This is a genomic window from Colwellia psychrerythraea (assembly GCF_000764225.1).
GTDB classification, from domain to species: domain Bacteria; phylum Pseudomonadota; class Gammaproteobacteria; order Enterobacterales; family Alteromonadaceae; genus Colwellia; species Colwellia psychrerythraea_D.
The window spans coordinates 554054-578129 of the sequence record NZ_JQED01000055.1; the positions used below are offsets into that span (position 1 = coordinate 554054).

Consider the following 24076-nt stretch of genomic DNA (forward strand, 5'->3'; position numbering starts at 1 on the left):
TACTTTATTTAAAATAAATAAAAAATTTAAACAGGAAACATAAAAATGAGCAATATTCCTTCAGAATTAAAATTCGCAACTTCACACGAATGGGTTAGCGTAGACAGTGACGGTATCGCTACTGTTGGTATCAGTGACCACGCTCAAGGCCTTTTAGGTGATATGGTATTTGTAGAGTTACCTGATGTTGATGATGAAATCAGCGCTGGTGATGATGTTGCTGTTGCAGAATCAGTTAAAGCTGCTTCAGATATTTACGCACCTGTATCGGGTACTGTTGTTGAAATCAATGAAGAACTTGAAGACGCGCCAGAGTTACTTAACTCAGATGCTTTTGGTGAAGGTTGGTTGTTTAAAGTTAAACTTGATGATGCTGGTGAGTTAGAAAACTTACTTGACGCTGAAGGTTACAAGAACTCTATCGACGAAGACTAATATTTAGCGACCTTAATCACGTTTAGTCTACTTGCCTAAGCATTGATTACTTTTGTTAAACATAGTTCTTAATATTAAGCCTCTAACTCATTAGGTTTGAGGCTTTCTTTTATTCTAGATTATTTAAGTGAAACTGTTATGACCTCAAAAGCAACTGTTAACTCATTAGCTGAGTTAGAGCAAACTCAAGATTTTATCCGTCGCCATATTGGCCCAAGTGAATCAGAAACTCAAGCCATGCTAAATGACCTTGGCGTAGAATCTGTTGATGCGTTAATTGATGAAATCGTACCAAGTGATATTCGTCTTGCTGATCTTCCAAATGTTGAAGAAAGCAAAACTGAAGTACAAGCATTGGCCGATTTAAAAGCCGTAGCTAGCTTAAATAAAGTGAACGACACATATATTGGTTTAGGTTACTTCGGTACCTTAACACCTAACGTTATTTTACGTAACGTACTAGAAAACCCAGGTTGGTATACCGCTTACACGCCGTACCAGCCAGAAATTGCACAAGGTCGTTTAGAATCATTATTGAACTACCAACAAATGTGTATCGACCTTACTGGTCTTGAGCTTGCTTCTGCTTCATTATTAGATGAAGGTACAGCAGCAGCAGAAGCGATGGCATTAGCCAAACGTGTTTCTAAAAACAAAAAATCTAACTTATTCTTCATCTCAGATGATGTTTACCCACAAACCATTGACGTTGTTAAACAACGTGCAGAAATGTTTGGTTTTGACATCGTTGTTGCTCCTGCTGCTGATGCTGCAGAGCACGACATTTTCGGCGCACTTATCCAATACCCTGGCGCCTCAGGTGAAGTAAGCGATGTTAGTGAATTAATTGCTAAAATCCACGAGAAAAAAGCGATTGTAGCGGTTGCTGCCGATATCATGAGCTTAGTCTTATTGAAATCTCCTGGTGAATTAGGCGCAGATGCTGTTATTGGTTCAAGCCAACGTTTTGGTGTGCCAATGGGTTACGGTGGTCCACACGCTGCATTCTTCACTACATCAGAAAAATACAAACGTTCATTACCTGGCCGTATTATCGGTGTATCAAAAGATACTCGTGATAGACCAGCACTACGTATGGCTATGCAAACGCGTGAGCAACATATCCGTCGCGAAAAAGCTAACTCAAACGTTTGTACAGCACAAGTATTACTTGCCAACATGGCTGCGTTCTACGCGGTATACCACGGTCCTCAAGGTTTAAAAACTATTGCTAACCGTATTCACCGTTTAACAGACATTTTATGTTTAGGTACCGCTACCAAAGGTTTAACTGCTGTTCATGCTAACTACTTTGACACATTAACGTTTAACGTTGATAACAAAGACGAAATCGTAGCACGTGCATTAGCTGCTAATACTAACTTGCGCACAGACGTTGATGGTCAAATCTCAATCTCTTTAGATGAAACCACTACACGCGCAAAAGTAGCACAACTTTTTGATATCTTATTAGGTGAAGGTCACGGTTTAGACGTGAATGACCTTGATGAGCAAATCGTTGCTTCTGGACATTCATCAATTCCTGCGTCATTAGTTCGTGAGTCAGCAATTTTAACTCACCCAGTATTTAACTCGTACCACAGCGAAACAGAAATGCTTCGTTATATCAAAAAACTTGAAAACAAAGATTTAGCATTGAACCACTCAATGATTTCTTTAGGTTCTTGTACAATGAAGTTAAATGCAACCGCACAGATGATCCCAGTATCGTGGCCTGAATTTGCTAATATGCACCCATTTGCACCAGTTGACCAAGCTCAAGGTTACAAAGCAATGATTGATGAGCTAGCTAAATGGTTAGTTGAGTTAACAGGTTACGACAAAATGTCTATGCAACCAAACTCAGGTGCTCAAGGTGAATACGCTGGCTTAATCGCTATTAGCAAGTATCATGAAAGCCGTGGTGACTCGCATCGTAATATCTGTTTAATTCCTGCTTCTGCTCATGGTACAAACCCAGCATCAGCAATGATGGTTGATATGAAAATAGTTATCGTTGCGTGTGATAAAGAAGGTAACGTTGACATGGACGACTTGAAAGCGAAAGCTGAAGAGTTAGCTGACAACCTTGCTTGTATCATGATCACTTACCCATCAACGCATGGTGTATATGAAACAACGATTGCAGAAATCTGTAACATCATTCATGACAATGGCGGTCAAGTGTACCTTGATGGCGCGAACATGAACGCACAAGTAGGTTTAACATCACCAGGTTTCATCGGTGCTGATGTTTCTCACCTTAACTTACACAAAACATTCGCAATTCCACATGGCGGCGGCGGCCCAGGTATGGGACCTATTGGCGTTAAGTCTCACTTAGCACCATTCTTGCCAGATCATGCGTTAATCAACGTAGATGAAGCAACAAAAGGTAACGGCGCGGTTTCATCAGCTCCTTTTGGTAGTGCTAGTATTTTACCTATCACATACCTTTACATTGCCTTGTTAGGTAAAAAAGGTGTTACTGATGCAACTAAATATGCAATCACTAACGCTAACTACGTGTCGAAGAAATTAAGCGAACATTACCCAATTTTATATACAGGTAAAAACGGCCGTGTTGCACACGAGTGTATTGTTGACTTACGTCCACTTAAAGCTTCATCAGGTATCACTGAAGTTGATATGGCTAAACGCTTAATGGATTACGGTTTCCATTCTCCAACGATGTCGTTCCCAGTAGCGGGTACCTTCATGATTGAGCCAACGGAATCAGAATCTAAAGTTGAGCTTGATCGTTTCATCGAAGCAATGGTTTGTATTCGTGATGAAGTACGTAAAGTTGAATCAGGTGAGTGGACTGCAGATAACAACCCACTGCACAATGCACCACATACATTAGCGGATATTACAGAACCATGGGATCGTGCTTACTTGGTTCAAGAAGCTGTATTCCCGGTAACAGCAGTGACGGCTAACAAGTTCTGGCCAACGGTTAACCGTATTGATGATGTATTTGGAGACAGAAACTTAATTTGTTCATGTCCTCCTGTATCAGCTTACGAAGATTAATTTTTTCAAATGATAACTGATAATAAAGTTTGTGACTATTTTAATAAAGGTTGTGACTGAAATAGAGATTGTGACTAATTAAATCAGTTATCAGACGATTAATTAAAAAGCGAACCAGTCGGTTCGCTTTTTTTATGTTAATAAATACCTGATGGTCGTAATAAATATCATGGTTATTAGTTGATAGTCAAAATAGTGTCTTAGTTAATTATTGTTCAGGGCATGACATCAGCTAAAATCTTGTCACATTCATCCACAACATATTCCGGTATCAAATCGAACTGTGTCGGGTTTAGCTGAAAGATAAACTCATTCTCAATATGATATGTCTCATTGATGAATTTTCGGATAACCGAATTCCCAATGACTTCAATATCTAACAAAATTCTTGTTAATTGTAGCTTCTCATAACCGTTAATACTTGCCTGATATAACCCTCTAACACGTTCATCATCACTAAATATAGCTACTATTGATGAATAATTATCGGAAAGTTCTGGGATAAATCCACATATTTCAGCTATACCTGAGTTCAAGGCATCAAGTTGCATTAGAGCTACACCACCATCGTCTAGCGGTATTCTATGATCTATAGCCTCTTCTCGCTTTTTAAATATATTCGAAAGAGTCTGGTATGCGTTACCAAGCTCCCCCAAAACTTCATATCTTCGGCGTAAATAAATGAGTTTGATAATTGGGTCTAAATCAGATTGGAACACCTGTTCGCAAATTTGTATAAAAGTTTTGATATCCTCACTTGAGATTGATTGTTCTGTTATTTCTCCATTTAGTAGCTTTAAATAAGCAGCTGAAACTTGATTGCTAAATTGACCTCGTACTGACCTTAAGGTATCGATTATAGGCTCAACGTCATGGGTTAACATTAGTACCGTTCGTCCCTTTAGACATTCTCTTGCTTCACGCCTGAAAAGCATCTGTAAGATGGCAAATTTTTTATTTTTATCAAATGACGAAATTGGATCATCTAGAATTATTAAATTAGGGCTCTTAGCTATACACTCATACATAAATAACACTATAGAAAAAGCGTTCCGCTCCCCAAAACTCAAATGCTGACTACCGCCGCTTAGATGATTTGAATGCTCTAAGTGACGTAACTTTAATTGTGATTGTTCACCTTCACCAACAATCTGAACTTGATAGCGATAGCCTGCAAACGTAAGAAAATCGTTTATATCATTCTGATGTTTTTCAATTAGTCTCCGCATTTCCCCACGTTGTTGATTTATTTTGCCTTGTAAAGGGCCAGCCTGTTGCATCAGAACGTCTACTGATTGATTAATGGTGTTAATTGATTCATTTGTTTTATCAGAATTCAGCTTATCGAAAAATTGAAGATCTATTTTATATGCATCTAGTTTTTCTCGAACATTTTCGCCTTCTTCAAAATCAAACCCTGTTAGGCTTTTGAGTTTTTCAAGCTTTAAAACTAAATCATCAATTTGTGACTTCACTGTAACGAGAAATGTTTCATGTTCTCTTTCTAGTCCATTTTCCAGTGATTTAATGACATTTAAGTCGATAAGTGCCGTCTCAGAAAAGTAGTCACCAAGCTCGTTAATTACAGTGACAATTTTTACGAGATTTTTAATTAGGTTTTTGTCGTATTCTTCACCAACCTTGGCAATTTGAGTTTTCTGGTCCGTGGCATCGTTAGTACAAAATGGACATGAATCTGATAGGTGAGAAAAATCACTATGCCCTTTTGATTGCCAATCAACCCATGTAACACTTTTATCGCTTTGAATAAATGGTTGGTATGATTCCAACCCTGCCGGTATATGGTCAATCTTATTGGCCCCGGCCAGAGCCTTCGCTCCAGTAGATGTCTTAGCCAAACCTCCGGCAGCGGTAACTTTAAAAGCACCAGATAACTCTTTTAGATGTGTCAAAAGATTTTCTAAGTCAGGAGCATTTACAAACTGCTCACGAACAGCCTTTATAAACTCCTGAATTTCAGCCTCTTTTTCTTGGTAAAACTCTGTTCGAATAAAAATATCAAAGCTATTATTTACTAACTCATCGGGTTGGAATGTGAATTTGCTTACATATTCCTCATTAAAACAAAGCGTGTCATATTCTTGTTCAATCCCTACAACTTCTGGTTGAATGTTATCTGGGTTGTTTTCTCGTAGCTTAAAAGGAAGAAGGTTTGCAAGTGCAACTTCATCATTACTAGAAGCAAACTGGATGGCTTTGGAAATAGTGCTTTTCCCGGTTCCGTTAGGTGCAAATTTAATATTCAGCTTATTGGGTGAAATTGCAACATTTGCCGAAGTGATGTTATTGCAGTTGTTTATTTGGATATCCATATCAAAATCTCTTGATGATTCATTAATTTAATAGGTAAATATTAAGCATACATTGATGTGTGTGTCATTCCATTTCTTGTGCTTTAAGTTGATTAGCATCAAGAGGTGGGTTTTTGGACCGTTTCTAAGTCAAAGTTATAAAGGTACATATTGAGCAAATATTTTCACTCATCCAAATTTAGCTATGTTACCTAGCGAAATGATGAATTTTTTAGCGAAAGTTTTAGGTAGTTTATTCATCAATCTTCTGGTTATTTACTATTTTTATATTAACCTAAAAAATAAATTTATTTTGGAGTAGAACATTTTGGAATAGGTACACTGTTGATATAACAAATATGAATATCTGGGAGGTTTTTTATTAAATGCCATTATAGATACTTATTAATATGCTAAATCAGCCTGTTTTTTCATTTTCATATCTATCAATTACTTATCTATTTCCGTTTTGGTTTTTTATTTCTAGTATTTAATATCTAATGACATTTCAGCCGATACTGTATAATAAAGTCTAATTATATCATACTCTTATGTTATTGTGCAGTCTTCCGTGAGTAGATTGTTTTTGCTACATTTCGCCTTTTAAAAATAGGTGGAAAAATGAGCAAAGTAAAAAGAAGAACTGAGGTAACAGTAAACAAAGAAACTGTTACAAAATTGAATAAATGGAAGAAGGATCTTCTTGAAAAATACCGACCTTATCTCACCGTGCGAGATGTTAATCAAATTGGTCGCCGTCATTGGTTATTTTGTCCTATTCAAAAGCGGCATGTACACCTGCTATCAGACGGTGAATACCGAACCTATAAGAAAATCCTTTCATCTAAAAGTGTTGTAAAAATTGAAGAGCAGTATGCTCTTGATATTGATGAGACGCTTGATATTGCTATAGCTTTAAATGCAATTCACCCACGAGATTGGGAAACGAATTTAGGTTATGTAATGACAACCGACTTTGTTGTTACATATATGAATAAAAGTGGCTCAACATACCGTGTCGCATACACCTTTAAGTACTGGGAGCAAATTTATGAAGAAGTAGATGGTAAGGTAAATAAGATTAAACCTCGCACGTGGCAGAAGTTTGATATCGAGCGACAATATTGGAAAGCAAGGGGTGTTGATTATCGCGTGCTTACCGAGCGAGATGCCACAAAGGCTGAAGCATGGAATTTTGATTACTTCGAGTTAGCGTATGATTTTAAGGCTTCAAAAAGTGAGCTCACTGAATTTGCTATTGGATTTGTTGAAGCTTGGTTGTCAGCACCACACAAGTGGTTGCAAGATCATTTTAAAACGTTAGCAGGCAAAACTGGTAAGTCTTTTCAGCATATCCAGAGCCTTTTCCAGTATATGGGGTTGCATAATTTGCTACCTATCAATTGTGATAAACATATTCGGCTGTTCCGTCCAGTGGAGCTCGAATTATGATTTATGTAGGTCAATTGATTAAAGTTCCTAGCCCTCAGCAAGAAATCTTGGTTTGCCATGTGAGTCTTGATTATCGCTTCGCTGCCGTTGCAGATGCTAAACATGTTAGTAGTAAGGATAACTTTTCTAAACCTAAACCCTGGAAAGTAACAGACTTAGTAGCTCTTATACGTAAAAAAGGCGTTGAATCTGAGCAGTTTGATTATCCAGGAGAGATGTCTTTTAGTGATAAAGAGCTTATTAAACAGAGGCGTGAGACATGGCTCATTAATCGGGATTGGAAGCACTGGTTAACTGCACCTTTAACGACTCCTGAGCTAATTAATCAATATATCTATGGTGACGGTGTTGCTGATGAGCTTGAGGAACTGATTAAAAGTAATTTAGCTAACGCTGATTTACTAAAAGCTAAATTACTTAAGGTTAATTCCGATAAGAAGAAAGAGGTATGGACAACAAAAGGCGCTTATTACAATGCCTTGAATCGTTATATTGTCTTTGGTTGTCATCCTAATGCATTGTTGCCCTGTAAACTTAAAAATTCTGGTAGTAATTATAAAGTCCCTCTAAAAATTGAAGATACAAATATTAAAAGGGGCCGTAAACCCGTTAGGCAGGCAAGAATCTCAGCCTCCAATATTGGTATTACTGCTGAGCACAAAAGCAATATTGCGAAGCTAGTTAAATTTTTAAAGTCTGAAAAAGGTAAAAAAGAATATCCTAACTTTACTTTTAAGAAAGCGATTGAGCTTTATCAGTTCAACTTTGAAACGACCATTCTAGAACGGGAAATTGAAGGTGAAATTCACCAAATTAGAATTCCCTTCGAAAGAGAAGAAGACTGCTTATCTGAAGAGCAGGTTTATTATCATTTAAAACGCATTATTGATAAACAGTTATACCTTCAAATTAAACACGGAAATATTAGTTACGAAAAAGATTTCGCTGATAGACAAGGCTCTGCATTAGAGGGGGTTATCGGATCAACATATCGCTATGAAATTGATGCTACTGTACTTGATGTTTATGTGAGATATCCATTCGATACTACAGGCCAATACAGTATGGGGCGTCCTGTCCTTTATTTAGTTATCGATGTTTACTCAACAATGATTGTTGGGTTCTATTTAGGGTTTGATGGACCTAATTGGGAAGGGGCAGCACAAGCTTTAGTTAATGCTTGCTCATGTAAAGTTGAATTTGCTGCACGGTTTAATTACTCAATAACTGAAGGTGATTGGCCTGCTCATCATGTTCCAGTACAAGCAGCAGTAGATAATGGAACTGAGCAACCCGATAAAGTGATTAGTACCGTCTTACAGGCTGAGCTTGGTATTCGAGGTTATAGCTTTGCAGCTGTTTACAGAGGGGATGCAAAAGGTACAGTAGAAGGCGCTTTCAGGTGTTTAGAAAATAAAGGGGTTCACTTTGTTCCAGGAGCTTTAAATCAACATGCCCAGCGTGGAGATCAACATGCGTCTCAGCAGGCACTTCTTGATTACGACTCAATTAATATACAGTTAATAGACCTAATCATTAAGAATAATAAATCAGCAGATAGACTTCACCGATTTGATATTAATGCGATTCAATCAGGTATTGATATCACACCTGAAGCACTTTATCTACATGGACTAAAGCAAGAAATGAATGGTGGAAGAGATGGTCGTGAAATAGACCCTGGCCGTATCCATTGGGCTTTTCTTCCTGAGGAAGAAGCAACTGTCAGAGGGGACGGGATCTACTTTAAAGGTTTAGTGTACTTATCCGATTATGCAAAAGAAGCTGACTGGTTCAAAGTTGCCAACCTAAATGGTTCTTTCAAGATTATTGTTAAGAGACCTAAATCTTGGACTTCAAGTTTGTGGCATAAAACGGCAGACGGTCAATATATTCGTTTCGACTTGAAAAATGTTAACAACGGTAGCCCTTTTATTGGCCAGCATTGGGAGCCAGTACAGCATTTATTAGAGCAGTTTAAAGATAAACGGCATCAAAATAAGCTAAATACTAAAAAGCTGACTATCCAAAGAAACAACTTATTAGCCGAGCTTAAGCGGTTAAATGAGGATGCCATCGAAGGTGCTGATACAAACACTTCTAAAAGCGTGCAAAGAGATATTAAGCAGCGTCAAAAGGTATTCGTTGCCGTTCAGCATGTAATCAAAGCAATTGACCATCAATTGGCTTTGCAGGGCGATCTTTTATCGCAAGCACCTACCCAAATTCAACCTCAATTAGATTCTGACAACGATGCGTTGTTATAGGAGACATCATGATATTACCTGCAAGTTATAATAAGCACCTTGATTTAAATTTAAATAACAATCCTTTGTCGGAATCGATTCAGGTTGAGTTATCGAACGAAAAGTTGATCGATTCATTAACAATTTTACCCAATGCTCAGGATAATTATTGGCAGCTACCTGAAGTTTATCAAATGTCGCAACTCAGACAATTATCAGTTGTTAATTCACCTCATCCTTATACCCAGGCTTTATATAATAAAATCATGAGTTTGAAGCTTTTTGGTTATACCCATAGGAACCCATTCTCTGCGGAAACAGTAAAAATAAATACCAATATTTCACACTCATTACGTGAAAAAAAACTGTATAAACCTGAAAACTACCCTGGGCTAGCTCCTACAACAGCACCATCTGTTCTTGTCTCAGGTGAATCAGGAACCGGTAAAACTACGTTGATCAGAAGTGTACTAAGCAAGACTCCACAAGCTGTACAGCATAGCAGCTATAAGGGAACCCCTTTTAATAAAAAGCAATTGAATTGGTTATCGATTGATATGCCGGCTACAGGCTCCCCTAAAGCTTTGTGCGCTAACTTTTTTAAAGCGGTAGATGATGTACTTGGTACTGAGCATAAAAAAGAATGGGTAGATAAAAATAAATTTGGTGCTGATGTTATGTTTGGCGCTGTTCAACATGTAGCGATGAAGCATTTCTTAGGCTTAATTCACATTGATGAATTACAATTTATTTTAGGCTATAAAAAAGTTGAAAATAGCCCTTCATTGCAATTACTGGAAAGCTTATTTAATAAAATCGGCATTCCCGTTATTTTAAGCTGTACCCGACAAGGTGTTGATTTGTTTCAAACACTCAAAGAGGATGACCATCGCATAGGTCATGATATTACTATTGTTAGACGTATGCTTAGCGATAGACAATTCGTCCTTGGTTTAAATAAGTTTGATTCTAAACACTTTAATACCCTGTTTAATGCTTTATTTCCCCGTGCATTCATATTAGATACTAATACTACTCGTTTAGAAGAGTTTCGATCTGAATTTCACCGATTATCATGCGGGCTTCCTGCCATTATGACTCGATTAGCACTTTTGCATCATGAAGCAGTGCAGCATGATTTTAATAAAGTCACCGACCAATCAAAAGGTTTTACAACACTCAGCCCTGAATTATTAAGAGTTGTTTATGATCAGCAATTTAGTTTGATTGATCCTGCGTTAATTGCTTTGAGGAAGCACAACGCTGAAAAGTTTGAATCTTTAATACGTGATAAGTCGACTAAAAAACCTACCTATTCTAATAGCGAAAAGCTTGAAGCTGAAAATGTAGCTAAGTTACAACAAAGCAACCCTACAAAAGTTTTGAAAACAGATGATAATTCAAAAGGCACAGTTGCTAGCGTATCTAGTGACTTGTCTTCTGATGAATTTTTACAGGGGATAGGTAACGATGAACAATAATGTTGAGTTGCCGTATTTATTCCCTAACGAGCATTTGCTAAGTGTCTTGGCTCGGTGGTTTGATTTAACAGGGCGAAATGATTTTTTGATGACTTGCAAAAAAGTATCGTCAAACCTGACAAAATTAACGCCTTCAGCAGTTTGGCGTCCTGTTTTTCGTGATTTAGCTAGTCATTATAAAGAGACTATGCCGCTTGAGGTTATACTTAAAGAACATACTCTACTTCCTTATTATCGCTCATTCTTAACATCAACAGAACTTGGGTTGTTTAATGATGAACTATTAAAGAGCGGGGAGAGTTTCAAGTTGCTGCCTAAGTTACAGCAAAACCTTAAGCATGCTCATTATTGGCGGTGGTGTAAGCAATGTGCTCATGATGATTATCAAGAATATGGTACGACCTATTGGCATACCAACCACCAAGTTCCAACACTGCTTAAATGCTATAAACACGGCTGCGCCCTACAAACAACTTGCGCTGACTGCGGCTTTAATTTTCAAACATTTCAAAGATTCTGGTTACCGCCTCATGACGGGTTTTGTCCTGCATGTAATAGTGTGTGGGTAGCAAAAGAGTTACCCACTTCAGTATTGATTAATTGGATTGAATCTATAAGTTTATATCTTCAACAAAATACCTCCGCTGTTCCCGTTGAATCACTTATTGGCTTGATGAAGCGTCACTTTGGTTTTGATTCTTTTCCTAGAAATCTTCCTTTATCTTTACGTAAAGATGTTACTAATATGCAGCTGGACTTTAACCAATGGCTTAATGATGGCGTCATAGAGGCATATTTTAATCGAGATAAGCTATCGATATTAAAACCAAACCAAAAGTTATTAAATATTGTCACTACGGTTTTTCGAGGTAACAAGGTTCCACCTATTAGTCTGTTACTAATGCTCAAGTCTCTTGGCTTAGAACATGAGTTTTTGAAATTGGTGATGGGAGATGAGCCCGATGAATAAGGACTTAGTTCAATATTGCCCGGCATTATTTGAAGATGAGACTTTATATAGCTGGGTTTCTCGCTGGGTTATTGATACACCAAAACCTTATCTTGGACGAATTCTAACTGAACTTTTGGGGAGTAGAGGTAAGCAGGTTGACTCTACATTCCCAAGCTTTATCCCAGAACTTGAGAAACTGTCGGGCATCAATGCTCATAAACTATTAAATGAACATACTGTTATTCCTTTTTTTCGAAGCTTCGTCTGTGAGAGTAATTACCACAAAGTCATATCCTTAATTTACTCCGGTGATACTAAACGTATTCATAAATATCTCTCTATTACAGCCAATAGAGTTAATGATACAAGTGAATTACTTTATTGCCCTAAATGTTCAAAGTGTGACATTGAAAATAAAGGTGTTGCATACTGGCATGTTACGCATCAATTACCTGGAGTATCTGCATGCGTTAAGCATGGGCTAAAACTAATACCTTACGTAAAGCAACGTAGAAGCCTTCGATTACCTCCTCAAGAACTAAATAGCTCTGTATTGACTATCGCAAGCCCTGAGTCCTTAAAGTTGGCTAAAGTGACTGAATACTTGTTGGCTAATAGCTTTCATCAATTAGACGGGGAAAGGCTTGCCGATATTTATCGTTACAAGCTTTTAAATATTGGTTTAGCTTCTGAATCTCTTTCTGTTAATCAAACTGAGCTTAGAACTTTACTTGAAGACTTCTGGGCTCCAGTGATGGATGATGAAGCCATTGCAGATATATTTGAACTAGGAAAATCACGAACATTTCCTTCAAGCATATTCTATCACTCTGAATCACAACACCACCCATTAAAGCACATTTTGATTATTGCCATGCTATTTGAAAGTATGGAAGAACTTCTGATGTTTGAACAAAGTGTTTTTGATTATAGAACTAAGCTAAAAACACTTACAGAACAAGAACTTGATGATAATGAAAATGTTGCGCTTAATACTTTAAGAAAAGGACATAGCTTACGCGAAGCAAGTAGAAACAGTAGCCTTAGTGTAGGGAAAGTAAAGCAAATTGCGGTTATAAATAATATTAAAATCAATAGGCGAGAGCAGTGTATTTTTGAGGACGAAAGAGTACTGATTCTTGAAAAGTTAAAGCGTCATGAAAAAACTAAGTCTGTAGCGATAGATATGGGTTTCTCAGTTGGGGCTGTAGAGCAAATTCTATCCCAAAACCCTGATGTTGTAGAAGCTCGTCTTAAGCGCCGGTATTGGATGAAGCGTTATATCCGTAGAGCTAAGCTACTCATTGCAATGAGAAATGAATCACTTAATACAAGGCATGCAATTCAAAAGGCTGCGTCTGTACATTACAACTGGCTATTTAGGTTCGATAAACAATGGCTTTATCGCCATTTACCCGCGAAACAGCCGTGGAATAAAAGGAATAAATCATGAAGACAACAATTCAAGGTGTCGAAATACCGCAACAGGTAATTGATGAACTGATGAACTTATTTAAAGGCAATGAAGATATGGTTGAGGATTGGTTAATTAGACCTAAAGTGTCGCTAGATGGTGTTTCGCCTTTGTTATTATTAGGTTCCGTTGAGGGTATTAATGAGGTTTTGGGGATGTTAGAGCGTATGAAAACAGGAGATTTTTCGTAGATGAATATTCTTTTCTTGTGTACAGCTAACATGCATCGTTCTAAGACTTCTGAAGATTATTTCAAAAAATAGCACCCTGATTTTGAATTCAAGTCGGCAGGATTGAGTGAGAAGTATTGCAAACAATATGGCAGTACGCTTTGTACAATCGATTTACTAAATTGGGCTGCTAGAATTTTTATAATGAAACCTATGCATGCTGACAGGATTTCAGAGTATGCTGGAAAACATTACCTTCAAAAAGTTGAAGTCCTCAATATTGATGATGTTTACCAGTATATGCAGCCAGAACTTATCCATAAACTTCACTATTTAGTCATAAGTAAGGGTAATTATTAGAGTTTTTAAGTTAATTTCAACGTTCTGTTATCCTTGAAAATCTAGCACAAAATTCTGTAATAAATTTAAATTTGGTATTTTGCTTTGAAGTTAAATCTTTTTACTTCTTCAACTGTAAATTTTTTAAAATCGGTGCTCCTTATATAATTGAGAACAATAAAAATTAAATATTACCGATAATTATTTTTATAAACTAAAAATGTAAGTTTATGGCGTTTTTCTCATTTCTTTGAAATGAGGTACCGACGCACCGCGTCGAATATATCCAGATTAAATAAAGTTATTAGATTTGAATATGTGATATTACAGAGTATTACATTTTGTAAAATTTAAAGAGAGTATAGAGATAAAGTGGTTTGTAATTATTTAAGTGTTTGTTTTATTATGCTTTTATTTTTAGTTGAGTAAAAAATGGTGACTAATTGTTGACCAGGATGTAAAGTTTAGTTAATAATAAAAATGACAATTTGAAATGTCGTGAAAGTGAAACTTTACACGATTAAATTAACCTCGATAACCCGAAACTGAATGAGGTAGAAAATGAACGATGGATCATTGCGTTCGTACAACGCTATTATTGAAAGTACACTATCTAAAGCTATTCACTTAGCTGCACAATCTCCCAAAAATCAAGCCTTAAACCGCAGAGGTATCTCAGGTTTATGCCAACTCCAAGGCCCTACAGGAGGTGGAAAAACAAGCTGCCTATTTCAAAAAGGGCATGATGACGATTCAGCCCCAGCCCTTGAAATCATAGATAAAAATGGTTACCAATCTATTTTTGTTACCCACCGCTGGAATATTTTGCATGAAGTTTATAAAAATGCCTCAGAAGCAATCGGTACGGATGGTTCATCAATAACGGCAAGTGTATTATATGCACAAAGTGAAAATCTTGTGGCAGCTGTAACACAGCGACCGCTGCCACATGAAGAAGGTTACTTGAGTTCAGATTTTCCTTGTCCTTTTATATCTATTGAAGGGATGGATAAAGCTGGCTTATTTTCAAAACAAGAAACTAAAGAACAACTAATTAGTGCATGTAAAAAAATCAAACAAATTGCCATTCGAATAGAACGCATGAAGGCAGGTACTACTTATTCATCAGAATATCTTGCTCTAGATGAAGAAAAACTCGGGCGTTTATGTTCGTATGTTGAGCGATTGTTGCTTGATAATATGAAAGGGGTAGAGAAGCAGTTAAAAATTAACCATAAAAAATATGGTGATGAAAGTGAGCAATATAAAGCCGCTGAAGAACGATTGTTTTGTTTTAGAAAAAATAAATGGGTAAGAAGAGTATTTCCAGGGATAGTGTGGAAGGATGAAAAGCAACACCTGTTGATAATGACGACTCAAAAGCTTTTCTCTTCATTTTATGATGGTAAAAGTAAGGTTAGAATGTCTAGTGGTGATCTTGCTGGACATGTTATTTTTATTGATGAATTTGATTATCAAGCTGATGTATTACAACAACTATTGTCACAAGCACAATTAGTTCAAGAGCCCCCTGAGTGTTTAGGGCAATTGTTAGAAGGGGGGAAGCGCTTACTCAAACGAATGCACTTGGTAGATGTAGCACCTATTCCTAAAATTTATGAAAGCCTGAACGAGTTGATTCTGGAGTTAGAAGACTCTTTATCAGATAAAAAAATAAATTTATCTGACGCTAGGGCTTTGCTAGTACCGATAGAGCAACAAAATAGTTTTAAGACTCAATATCTCTTTCGTTCAGATCATCTAGTAACTAGTGAACGACTTTCTATGCAAAGAGCCGAACATGGTTACGAAGTTAGGATTGTGGATCCTAGCCAACAGCTTGCTAATGATGCTTTGCCTATAGGGGATTTTCTTCGTCTTATGGAGCAATTTATAAGACGGTTTAGTTTGTTGGTCTCTGATATTTCAGTTTCTCAGGATGAAGCACAAGATTATTTATTAAAGCTCAGTAGACTATTGTTTGACTCAGCAAATGACTATCGGCCTTCTTATTACAGTTCTGCTTTGCCAAATGTTTCAATGTTTTCACTTCCGAGGGCTGATTTACCAGAACTAGACACTATTCGTAAAAGTAATTTATTACCAAACACTCATGCAAATATTTTTGGCCTTACAAACTGGTTACTCAAGCAAAATGCAGCAGATGCAGATATTGACCCATTGAGATTACAAATTAAACGGGCATTTTTACCTACAACTCCTGAAGGTTTATTAGTTTCAGTGTGCAGTCGCAACTTAGTTTATGGTCTATCTGCTACTTCATGTATAGAAAGGGCTGTTGGTTCATTTGATTTAAGGTGGATTCAAAGTGCTCTTAAGTATACGGCTGATGCTAGAACAGGTAACAAAGAAAATAGTTTTTTAGGGGAAAAATTTGATAAAAGACCTGACGCATGGTTTAAAAAACCAATTCCATATTTGCCTAGTAAAGATGATTTAGTTAATCAGGAAATAGTCATACAGCATATCCAGGAAACTAAAAAAAGTATCAGAAAGTCAGTGCTTTCACTTTGTGTTGATAAGGGCCTGTCGCAGAGTGATAACACCGGTGATAATGAACTGGTTAATAGTTTACCTTCTTCATTTTTTAGAATCGATGAAATGCCAATATCACAATTTACAAATGATCATCGATCCAATCTATTGCTGAACATACTTCATGTAATTGAATTATCTTCAAAGAAACCAAAGCATAAAGGTCAATTAGCTTTCGTTAATTCTATTCGTTTTTTTAAAAAATGGTTATTTGAAGACGAAGCTAGCTTAAGTAGAAAAAAGGCTAGTTGGTTACGACTTTCAGATGTTCATATTGACCAAATTGTCCCTTCAGAATTTTGTTCAGGCTTTGAAGATGTTTTTGTTCCTGTAATGGCACATGATAAGGAAATGATTTTGTGTTTATTAACAGCAGAAAGCCAAAAAAGATCACACTTTAGAGATGTATATCAAGCGGCTTTTGATAGTGGCCAAATTGTTTTGGTTTTAACTCAAACAGCTTCTGCAACTAATGGGATTAATCTTGATTTTACACTTCCAGAAACTGGTAAGCAGATGGATCTATCTTGCTTGTACCTACTAGAATCAAGGCATTTTTATTTTTCTTCATCTGAAGGTACTGATGATGGGGTTGATATGGCACATGCAGGGTATCAATTGAGAAACCTTGAAAAATTAATGAGGGCTGGAGAAATATCTCGACAACAGCATCGAAAATATATCCTCCCTATTATGGAAAATAACTCTAAGGGTATTGCTGACTTAAATAGTATTTATAAAAACACCTCGGATTATATTAAGAATACAGCGTCAGATATACAGCAACAAATCGGACGTATCGAGCGAGCATGGAGCCATGTTCCAAATATTGAAATTCATTTATCAAAAGAATTATCTAATATTCTGAGTAAATTTTCATCACTTCCTGTTTATGTCAACAATAAAAATAAAATATCTGATTTAAATAACCAACTTTTAGATGAATTACTTAGAAGAAGAGAAGATGAACAGGTAGATTTATTAGCTTTTCTAATGACACCGCAGCAAAAAGGAGAGCTTGCTGAAAGTATAATTGATTTAAAATTAGTTCAAGGTATTAGGGAAGCGAGGGAATCCGGTGTTGATAAAAATAATATAGTTAGCATTTGGAATCAGCTTGGAAAAGCTGTTCTTCAGTTCGATTACGCATGGAAACCTATAGAGAATGTTTTTGGTATTAATAGTGAGCTTTATCAGTGGGCATGTATTGAAAGGCCAGAGGGTGCAAAAGGAAATACACTATGGTATGACCCTGATACTTGGCAGTTTTTCTATGAGCAGCAGTTACCAAAATTAGTAAAATTTAATCCGACACGCTTGTATGAACATATCAGTAAATCTCCTGTGATTGTTGATTGGTTTAACAAGCGTGGCTATAGAACATCTTTCTTTCCAGAAGCTAATATCCTAGAAGAACAATATATTTATCACCCAAAAGTTATCCAAAGATTATTACAAGGAAGATTAGGTGAGGAAGCTATTAAAGCTTTGCTAAGTGATCGGCAAATATTAACAAGCTCTAGAGTTAATGACATAAGGTCATTTGAGCTGTTTGACTTTAAAGTCCAGGAAAAACCTCTATTTATCGACGCTAAATTTTGGGGGAATATTACCTTAGATAATACTGATGAACAGTACCAAAAGTGGTTATCTGATGGAGCTAAAGAAGAAACTGCGCCAATGGGCTTAATAGGAAAACTTGAATCACTCCAAACTGTTTATGGAAAGAATGCGAAATTAATCATTGCTAACTTTGTAGGTCGTGATGCTGAACAAGCGTTACATTGTTTTGATGACAAGTTGAAGAGCGCTTCAGCATCAGGAGCATCCATTTTCATCTTAGATGGCTGTATTACTTCTGGAGCAATAGAGCAGCACACTTTAGGTTTTGAACAGTTAGTATCCATTATTGAAAGTGAAGGTAAGGATTAAATTGAATTATGAAATCAATGAATAAAAATGTAGTGTCAGGACATCTTCCATTATCTCATATGACTTATGTAGATAGTGAAATTGATGTAAATAAAGCAAAATCCTTAGTTGTTTATCATTATGTGCTGTCAAAAAGCTATAGATGGAAAGAGTGGCAAAGCCAGCTAGATGACCAACTTTCAGATAAATTTTATCCATACTTGATGAAAAGCCACCAGGGACAATTTGGACTTTTTGTTGCTGTAGATAATGAGTTAGAAGCTGCTCCAAAGATTTTAAATGGCGATGGAATTGAGGTAGAACCACTTAAAGTAGAATATGCATCCGAATTGAATCCAATTTGGATTAGATTAATTATGCGTAAAACACGGGCATTTGGTGCTCATTGTATTGGAAGTCATACCCTTGGCAGACCAATTATGCAGGTTGATATTTGGCGAGGAAAGTCAGGATCTGGCATTAATTCTATTAGTTTAGATTGTCGAACTCAGATGCTAAAGGATAGAAGTGCAACAGAAGTAGTATTGTTCCATGAAAACCTTCCATTAAGAGAAGTGGATGACTTGAATAGTGCTTCTGGAAAAAAAATATCTTTATGGGTTTATAGAGATAAAAAGGTATTGATGCGTTGGTTTCCTGAACATACTAAAAAGCCAGCGGGACCTGTATATCGAGAAATACAAAAGAATAAGAATAAAAGAACCCAAAGAGCATTTATTGATGTTTCTTCTAAACGTGGCTTTGAGAAAAGTTGGCCATGGATTTTAAAGCCGATTCAAGATGAATTTATTCGTGAAGCTGGACGTTTTGGTTTTAAACTTAAGGCGAAGATATTAAACCTAAAACCACTTCCGTTGAATACTAAATATAAGAGTAATAAGACAAAATCTTCTTTTTCTAGTTTAAACCTTGAAAAAAATATAGATGTTATTGATCTTAGGGTTTCTGAGTCTGTTTCTGGTGAAGATATTGTGGCCAAATTACAATCATTATTAGAAGCAAAGAGCTTAGGTTCTAAATTAACATTATTGCCTGAAGTAACACCTGAAAACATAAATGAATATGAATTTAAGTCTACACAAAGAATCTTAGTTTTATTGGATCAGAAACCAAACATTGTTGATGATAGATATCCTTTAACCATAGGTTTAAGGCGTAAGGTCGCATGTCAGCATATTAACGTAAATCCACATGACCTATCTTCAGACTCAATAGTAGACAATCTACTTGTTCAACAAACAGATAAAGAAACAGGGAAGGAATCTTTAATTCTTCAAACTGATTCAACTTATTTTGAGTACAGCTTAGAGCAATTTGAAACAAAGGAAAATAAAAGTGCTTTATTGAGAAATGCTGAGATTGTTGTCAAAGAGTTAGAGTTAAAAAGTTTACTTTTAAATAGCAGTACTTCTATAGCTCAGTCGCTACCAGAACAAGCTAGTTTCTTAAATGAGAACTTAGTTGTAATAACCGATGGTTATTTGTTTACTGTTAAATCTGACAGACCTATTTTATTACCATTTAATCCATCAACACCTGAAAAGGTTTCAAAGTGCGATAGTGTATTGAAAGAATATGGACTATCTGTTGCATTGTTATTAGCATCATTACAGAAGGAGTGGCCGTATAACTATAGGCCTGAAGTAGTTATGCAGGGCTTTGGAAGTCCGGCTGAAAAACTAGTACGATTTGCTCGAAGGTTGACGTTTATAATAGAAAAAAATAATGGTGTATCTGTTATGTTCCAAGATCCTAAGTATGATACACCTCACATGCTGCCATTGGGACTAAACGAAGTAAAAGAGATTCTTAATAAGCAAGAAATTAGTTTTAAACTAGGAAAGTGGTTGCTCCCTAATAAAGATTCTTTGCAGCAATCGATCTCTGAGTTAGTTGAAGAAGAGGTATTAAAAAAAGGTCTTGCTACTAAATTATTAGAAGAGTTGGATAAGTTACTTCTTTTTTGGAATAACACGTTACGAGAATTGTTATTATTAGGTAATGATGAAAGCTTATACAAGGATATTAAAAAATCAGTATTCAAAAAGTGGCGGATAGACAAAAATTTAACCCTACCAGAAGGTGAAAAGAAAGAAAGAGCTGATACTCAACTTATAGGTGCTTGGGATGAATTATTAAGCCGTGTACTTGATCTTCCTCTTAAAGATATAAAAGGGTGGTTACGTAATGTACCCGGCATACAACGTTTATGGTACGACGACGAGCAACATTACTTTATTGTAGGTGGTTTAGCTTCTCCTAAATCAAAGATTATAAGACAACCAAGTATTAGACAATGGCACAGTCTTCAAGGACGCTTTAATCCAGAGTTAATTGCTGCATTGGTTGATGTTGACTGGGTTCGGGTAAACCAACTAGCTGGAAACCCATGTGTTGCAACCTTAATTAAACGTTGGAGGGAATGTCAATCTGAGCCTGAGCAAGCTTTAGGTTTAGATTTTGTTTAGTTATGTAAAGTTGGGAGCTGGCATTTAAGTTTTAACAGTACAATTCTTTAAAGGCGAATCTGAAATGATTCGTTTTTACTTGATAATTTCAATGTATCCATTAGCAATAGTCAATTGTAATTATTATCATCCCTTTATTCCTAGCGTAACCTTATGTTATTCTTCTCTTATCCTTAGTTTGAAGAAAGTGCCTCGGTATTTTCTTTTGTGGTTGGTGTATAGCCGACCCGTTCGTATTGTTCGGAATTGTAGTACGTAACTACGTAAATTCCGAACCGCTCGGAACTCGCTGAGCGTAATTTACGTAGTTACGTACAGTCGCAGGCTCCTCTAGTAAGGATATTTTAATATAAGGAAGTTATCGCATTGTGGTTTAATCATCCAAGATACTTGAACGCAAAAAAGTGTTTTCTAGAGGAAGCCGATGAAAATAGCTTAAAAGACTTATCAAATCACTTGCCTAAAATACTCTTCATTTGTGGAGGTGATCCTAAATTTTGTTTCAACCGACATAAAATTGAAGAGTATTTATTAAAACACCACAAAGATTTACTTTTCTTCCGTGCAGAGAATGCTTGGGAGGCTATTTCTAATGCTGCTAGTAAGAATACCAATAAAGTAAATGCGCTTGATTTGGAAAAATGGCTGGCTGAATTTTCTGATGCAGTGATTATTTTAGTTGAGTCATTTGGTACTGTCGCTGAGTTAGGGGCATTCTCTATTAGTGCGCCCCTGAGGCAGAAGCTTTTACCAATTATCAATAATAAGTTTGAAAAAGATGAGTCATTTATAAATACAGGCCCTGTTAGGTGGGTTGATAATGATTCAAATTTCGGCCCTACAATTTTTACAGACTTTTCTACTATATTAACTTGTATGCCACAAGTAGTTGAACGATTAAGCAGAAAGCAGAAGAAAAAGCTTAATGAGTCAACTGAACTGTTTGGCCATTTAAAATTCTCTCGGAAAGAGTTCTTGTTCTTTATATTGTATGTTGTTACAGCACTTGGTCCTGTATCAGAGAAAGAAATATGCGAACTCGTAAGCCGAAAAATTGGTTTTGGTAAGCAAGTGAGTCAAGCTAAAGAGATATCATTTGTTTTATCTTTATGTATTGCATTGGGTATAGTTCAATTTACTGAGGTGAAGGGAATAATGCTTTTTACATGCATTGATTATATTAAATTATATGCTCACCAATCTACGAAGCTCACCTTGGAAAAATCAGTACAATTACGAGCTAAATGTTTAGCAGATCTATTATTTATTGATGAATTTCGTGAAACACTGTCAGGTATAACCAATGAAATTACTTGATCATTTATCGAGTAGCCTACTACTTGATAAAACATACATTATGGAGCTAGCAGAGACTGCTTCACAAAGATATAAGCAATTCAGTATACCTAAAAAAACAGGTGGTTTTAGAAGTATACTGCATCCTGCAAGAGAATTGAAAACACTTCAAAGAATTATTCATGAAGATATATTAGTTAAACTGCCAATTCATAATTCAGCATTTGCTTATAGAAAAAAATTAAATATCTTTGATCATGCAAATGTTCATATTGGTGCAAGTTATTTATTAAGAATGGACTTCAAAAATTTCTTTGAATCAATTTCCTCAAAAAATATTGCTAAGTTTCTCGATTCAAAAGCAAATTATTTATTAAAAGATTGGAAAGCGGAGGACACCGAATTATTAGTAAAGTTAGTATGCTATAAGTCATCTTTAACTATCGGTTCAGTTTCATCTCCTACTTTATCTAACGCAATTTGTTATGAGCTAGACGAAGCACTTCACAAATTATGTTATGTTAGAGGGATTCAGTATACCCGTTATGCTGATGATCTTTATTTTTCTACAAATGAACCAAATATATTAAATTCAATACAAAATAATGTTTATGAAATTGTTAATTCTTTATCTATTCCTGATAAATTAAGAATAAATTCATCTAAAACACACCACTCTTCACGTAAAAATAGAATGTCGATAACAGGCCTAATATTGACTAATTCTGGAGATGTATCTATTGGCCGAGATATGAAGCGAAAGATACGATCATTAATTTTTAAATGGTGTTCGCTTGATGTTAAGGAGAAAAAATACTTAGCAGGGTATTTATCTTTTTGTGCTTCAATAGAGCCTGAATTTTTAAACTCATTATGTAAAAAATACGGTGCAGATATAATATATGAAATTCAAAACTTCATGAATAAGTAAATATACACTTGAAAACATTAGAGCTCTTAAAGAAACTCTAATGATTCATATAATTTAATTTTCGTTCATTCGCCAAATATGCAATCTATTTCTCATACCACTTTCTAGCATCCATATTTCATCTTCTCCATTAACAGCTTGCACAATTGATTGAACAAATAGTGTATAAAACAACCATCTAATTATTGCAGCATCAGCATTTGGAATATCAAAGCCTACATCGCTAGATATATTGTCAAAATAGTCTGTACTTGAAGTAAATTGAGATTCAACAAAATCACCACAAGGAAAGATGAACTTTACCACTGCTGTCGTTTCATCGACTAAATATGAGTCGATGTTATTACCAGCGGTTGCACTATAAATGTCCTGTCTTGATTTTAATACATCAGCTCTATATCGCCCACTAACATGAGATATAGAATAACCACCAAATGTATTTGAAACTTTATCGCAAATTCTTTGAAAATAGTCATCGTCACTTTCATTTTCTTGAGTTGGAATTTTAGTTTTTAATATTTGCTGATCTACAGTTTTTAAGCGTGTTAATACTGAATCTTTAAAAAATAGTGCGTCTAGCGAGGTCCTCAGATATCCTTCATTTGTTAATGGCATGAAAAACTCAAATAGAACAACGTTATCATAGGTCATTGTTATATAATCTGTTGCAACTTTTCTATTTTGTGTCACATGTTTTTGGAAACTTTCCCAGTCCATTACTCTTCTAAACGCTTCACTAACCCTAAAATAATCTTGTTCATTTACTATGAGTAAAGTTTTAAATTGTTTAGCCCAATAGGTATCAAAAGTACTCGATGCCCAACCAGTAAAAGATCTGAATTCATCTTTAGTAAAAGAATCTTGGGAGTTGCGTAATACTATGATGCCGATCGCTCAATACCATTCAAGCCGATCACTTTTTTGTCTGCCAGTAGACCTCAGTAAAATCTAACTTGAGTGATCGGCATCAGTCAAGGAATTTAGTTTTTTTCGCAT

General features: G+C 35.9%; 14 protein-coding genes. 12 read left to right on the plus strand and 2 right to left on the minus strand.

The window, feature by feature from the left end; all coding sequences use genetic code 11:
* Positions 1 to 45: 45 nt before the first annotated feature.
* Together gcvH and gcvP are read left to right on the plus strand one after the other, a co-directional pair.
* The gene (gene gcvH / locus ND2E_RS01410; RefSeq protein WP_033095735.1) at positions 46 to 435 is read left to right on the plus strand and encodes a glycine cleavage system protein GcvH; all 390 of its coding nucleotides are present in this window, start codon (positions 46 to 48) and stop codon (positions 433 to 435) included.
* Between the two features lie 138 nt (positions 436 to 573).
* Complete coding sequence (gene gcvP / locus ND2E_RS01405) at positions 574 to 3471, plus strand: aminomethyl-transferring glycine dehydrogenase (protein WP_033095736.1); 2898 nt, start codon at positions 574 to 576, stop codon at positions 3469 to 3471.
* Positions 3472 to 3686: 215 nt separating this feature from the next.
* On the opposite strand, the gene ND2E_RS01400 is transcribed toward gcvP, so the two are convergent.
* Positions 3687 to 5804, minus strand: coding sequence for an AAA family ATPase (locus ND2E_RS01400; protein WP_033095737.1), 2118 nt, complete (start codon positions 5802 to 5804; stop codon positions 3687 to 3689).
* Between the two features lie 600 nt (positions 5805 to 6404).
* Here ND2E_RS01400 and ND2E_RS01395 point away from each other — a divergent pair.
* The 10 genes from ND2E_RS01395 (at position 6405) to ND2E_RS01355 (ending at position 23080) form a co-directional block, all read left to right on the plus strand.
* Positions 6405 to 7235, plus strand: a complete 831-nt coding sequence (locus tag ND2E_RS01395) for a TnsA endonuclease N-terminal domain-containing protein (protein ID WP_033095738.1) — start codon at positions 6405 to 6407, stop codon at positions 7233 to 7235.
* Positions 7232 to 9502, plus strand: coding sequence for a hypothetical protein (locus tag ND2E_RS01390; RefSeq protein ID WP_033095739.1), 2271 nt, complete (start codon positions 7232 to 7234; stop codon positions 9500 to 9502). The genes ND2E_RS01395 and ND2E_RS01390 overlap by 4 nt, the downstream gene beginning before the upstream one ends.
* A gap of 8 nt (positions 9503 to 9510) precedes the next feature.
* The gene (locus ND2E_RS01385) at positions 9511 to 10962 is read left to right on the plus strand and encodes an ATP-binding protein (RefSeq protein ID WP_033095740.1); all 1452 of its coding nucleotides are present in this window, start codon (positions 9511 to 9513) and stop codon (positions 10960 to 10962) included.
* A complete protein-coding gene (locus ND2E_RS22565) occupies positions 10952 to 11932 on the plus strand; it encodes a TniQ family protein (RefSeq protein ID WP_052057004.1) in 981 nt (326 codons plus the stop codon). The genes ND2E_RS01385 and ND2E_RS22565 overlap by 11 nt, the downstream gene beginning before the upstream one ends.
* Entirely contained in the window at positions 11925 to 13367 is a 1443-nt protein-coding gene (locus ND2E_RS01380) for a TnsD family Tn7-like transposition protein (protein WP_033095741.1), read from the plus strand. The genes ND2E_RS22565 and ND2E_RS01380 overlap by 8 nt, the downstream gene beginning before the upstream one ends.
* Positions 13364 to 13579 carry an MbcA/ParS/Xre antitoxin family protein gene (locus tag ND2E_RS01375; protein ID WP_033095742.1) on the plus strand — a complete coding sequence of 72 codons (216 nt, stop codon included), beginning with the start codon at positions 13364 to 13366 and terminating at the stop codon, positions 13577 to 13579. Before ND2E_RS01380 ends, ND2E_RS01375 begins: the two co-directional genes overlap by 4 nt.
* A gap of 879 nt (positions 13580 to 14458) precedes the next feature.
* Positions 14459 to 18385 carry a hypothetical protein gene (locus ND2E_RS01370; protein WP_033095743.1) on the plus strand — a complete coding sequence of 1309 codons (3927 nt, stop codon included), beginning with the start codon at positions 14459 to 14461 and terminating at the stop codon, positions 18383 to 18385.
* A gap of 8 nt (positions 18386 to 18393) precedes the next feature.
* Positions 18394 to 20853, plus strand: coding sequence for a hypothetical protein (locus tag ND2E_RS01365; protein WP_033095744.1), 2460 nt, complete (start codon positions 18394 to 18396; stop codon positions 20851 to 20853).
* A 366-nt stretch (positions 20854 to 21219) separates the two neighbouring features.
* On the plus strand, positions 21220 to 22170 hold the full coding sequence (locus tag ND2E_RS01360) for a retron St85 family effector protein (RefSeq protein ID WP_223303709.1): 951 nt from the start codon (positions 21220 to 21222) through the stop codon (positions 22168 to 22170).
* Positions 22157 to 23080 (plus strand): retron St85 family RNA-directed DNA polymerase, encoded by a 924-nt coding sequence (locus ND2E_RS01355; protein ID WP_033095746.1) that lies wholly within the window; start codon positions 22157 to 22159, stop codon positions 23078 to 23080. Before ND2E_RS01360 ends, ND2E_RS01355 begins: the two co-directional genes overlap by 14 nt.
* Positions 23081 to 23134: 54 nt before the next feature.
* Here the strand turns inward: ND2E_RS01355 and ND2E_RS01350 are convergent, their stop codons facing one another.
* The gene (locus ND2E_RS01350; protein ID WP_033095747.1) at positions 23135 to 23797 is read right to left on the minus strand and encodes a hypothetical protein; all 663 of its coding nucleotides are present in this window, start codon (positions 23795 to 23797) and stop codon (positions 23135 to 23137) included.
* Positions 23798 to 24076 lie beyond the last annotated feature (279 nt).

Excerpts from the sequence above, each read along its gene's own strand:
- gcvH (WP_033095735.1), top strand. The coding sequence starts at position 46 with ATGAGCAATATTCCTTCAGAATTAAAATTCGCAACTTCACACGAATGG.
- gcvP (WP_033095736.1), top strand. The coding sequence starts at position 574 with ATGACCTCAAAAGCAACTGTTAACTCATTAGCTGAGTTAGAGCAAACT.
- ND2E_RS01400 (WP_033095737.1), bottom strand. The coding sequence starts at position 5,804 with ATGGATATCCAAATAAACAACTGCAATAACATCACTTCGGCAAATGTT.
- ND2E_RS01395 (WP_033095738.1), top strand. The coding sequence starts at position 6,405 with ATGAGCAAAGTAAAAAGAAGAACTGAGGTAACAGTAAACAAAGAAACT.
- ND2E_RS01390 (WP_033095739.1), top strand. The coding sequence starts at position 7,232 with ATGATTTATGTAGGTCAATTGATTAAAGTTCCTAGCCCTCAGCAAGAA.
- ND2E_RS01385 (WP_033095740.1), top strand. The coding sequence starts at position 9,511 with ATGATATTACCTGCAAGTTATAATAAGCACCTTGATTTAAATTTAAAT.
- ND2E_RS22565 (WP_052057004.1), top strand. The coding sequence starts at position 10,952 with ATGAACAATAATGTTGAGTTGCCGTATTTATTCCCTAACGAGCATTTG.
- ND2E_RS01380 (WP_033095741.1), top strand. The coding sequence starts at position 11,925 with ATGAATAAGGACTTAGTTCAATATTGCCCGGCATTATTTGAAGATGAG.
- ND2E_RS01375 (WP_033095742.1), top strand. The coding sequence starts at position 13,364 with ATGAAGACAACAATTCAAGGTGTCGAAATACCGCAACAGGTAATTGAT.
- ND2E_RS01370 (WP_033095743.1), top strand. The coding sequence starts at position 14,459 with ATGAACGATGGATCATTGCGTTCGTACAACGCTATTATTGAAAGTACA.
- ND2E_RS01365 (WP_033095744.1), top strand. The coding sequence starts at position 18,394 with ATGAAATCAATGAATAAAAATGTAGTGTCAGGACATCTTCCATTATCT.
- ND2E_RS01355 (WP_033095746.1), top strand. The coding sequence starts at position 22,157 with ATGAAATTACTTGATCATTTATCGAGTAGCCTACTACTTGATAAAACA.
- ND2E_RS01350 (WP_033095747.1), bottom strand. The coding sequence starts at position 23,797 with ATGGACTGGGAAAGTTTCCAAAAACATGTGACACAAAATAGAAAAGTT.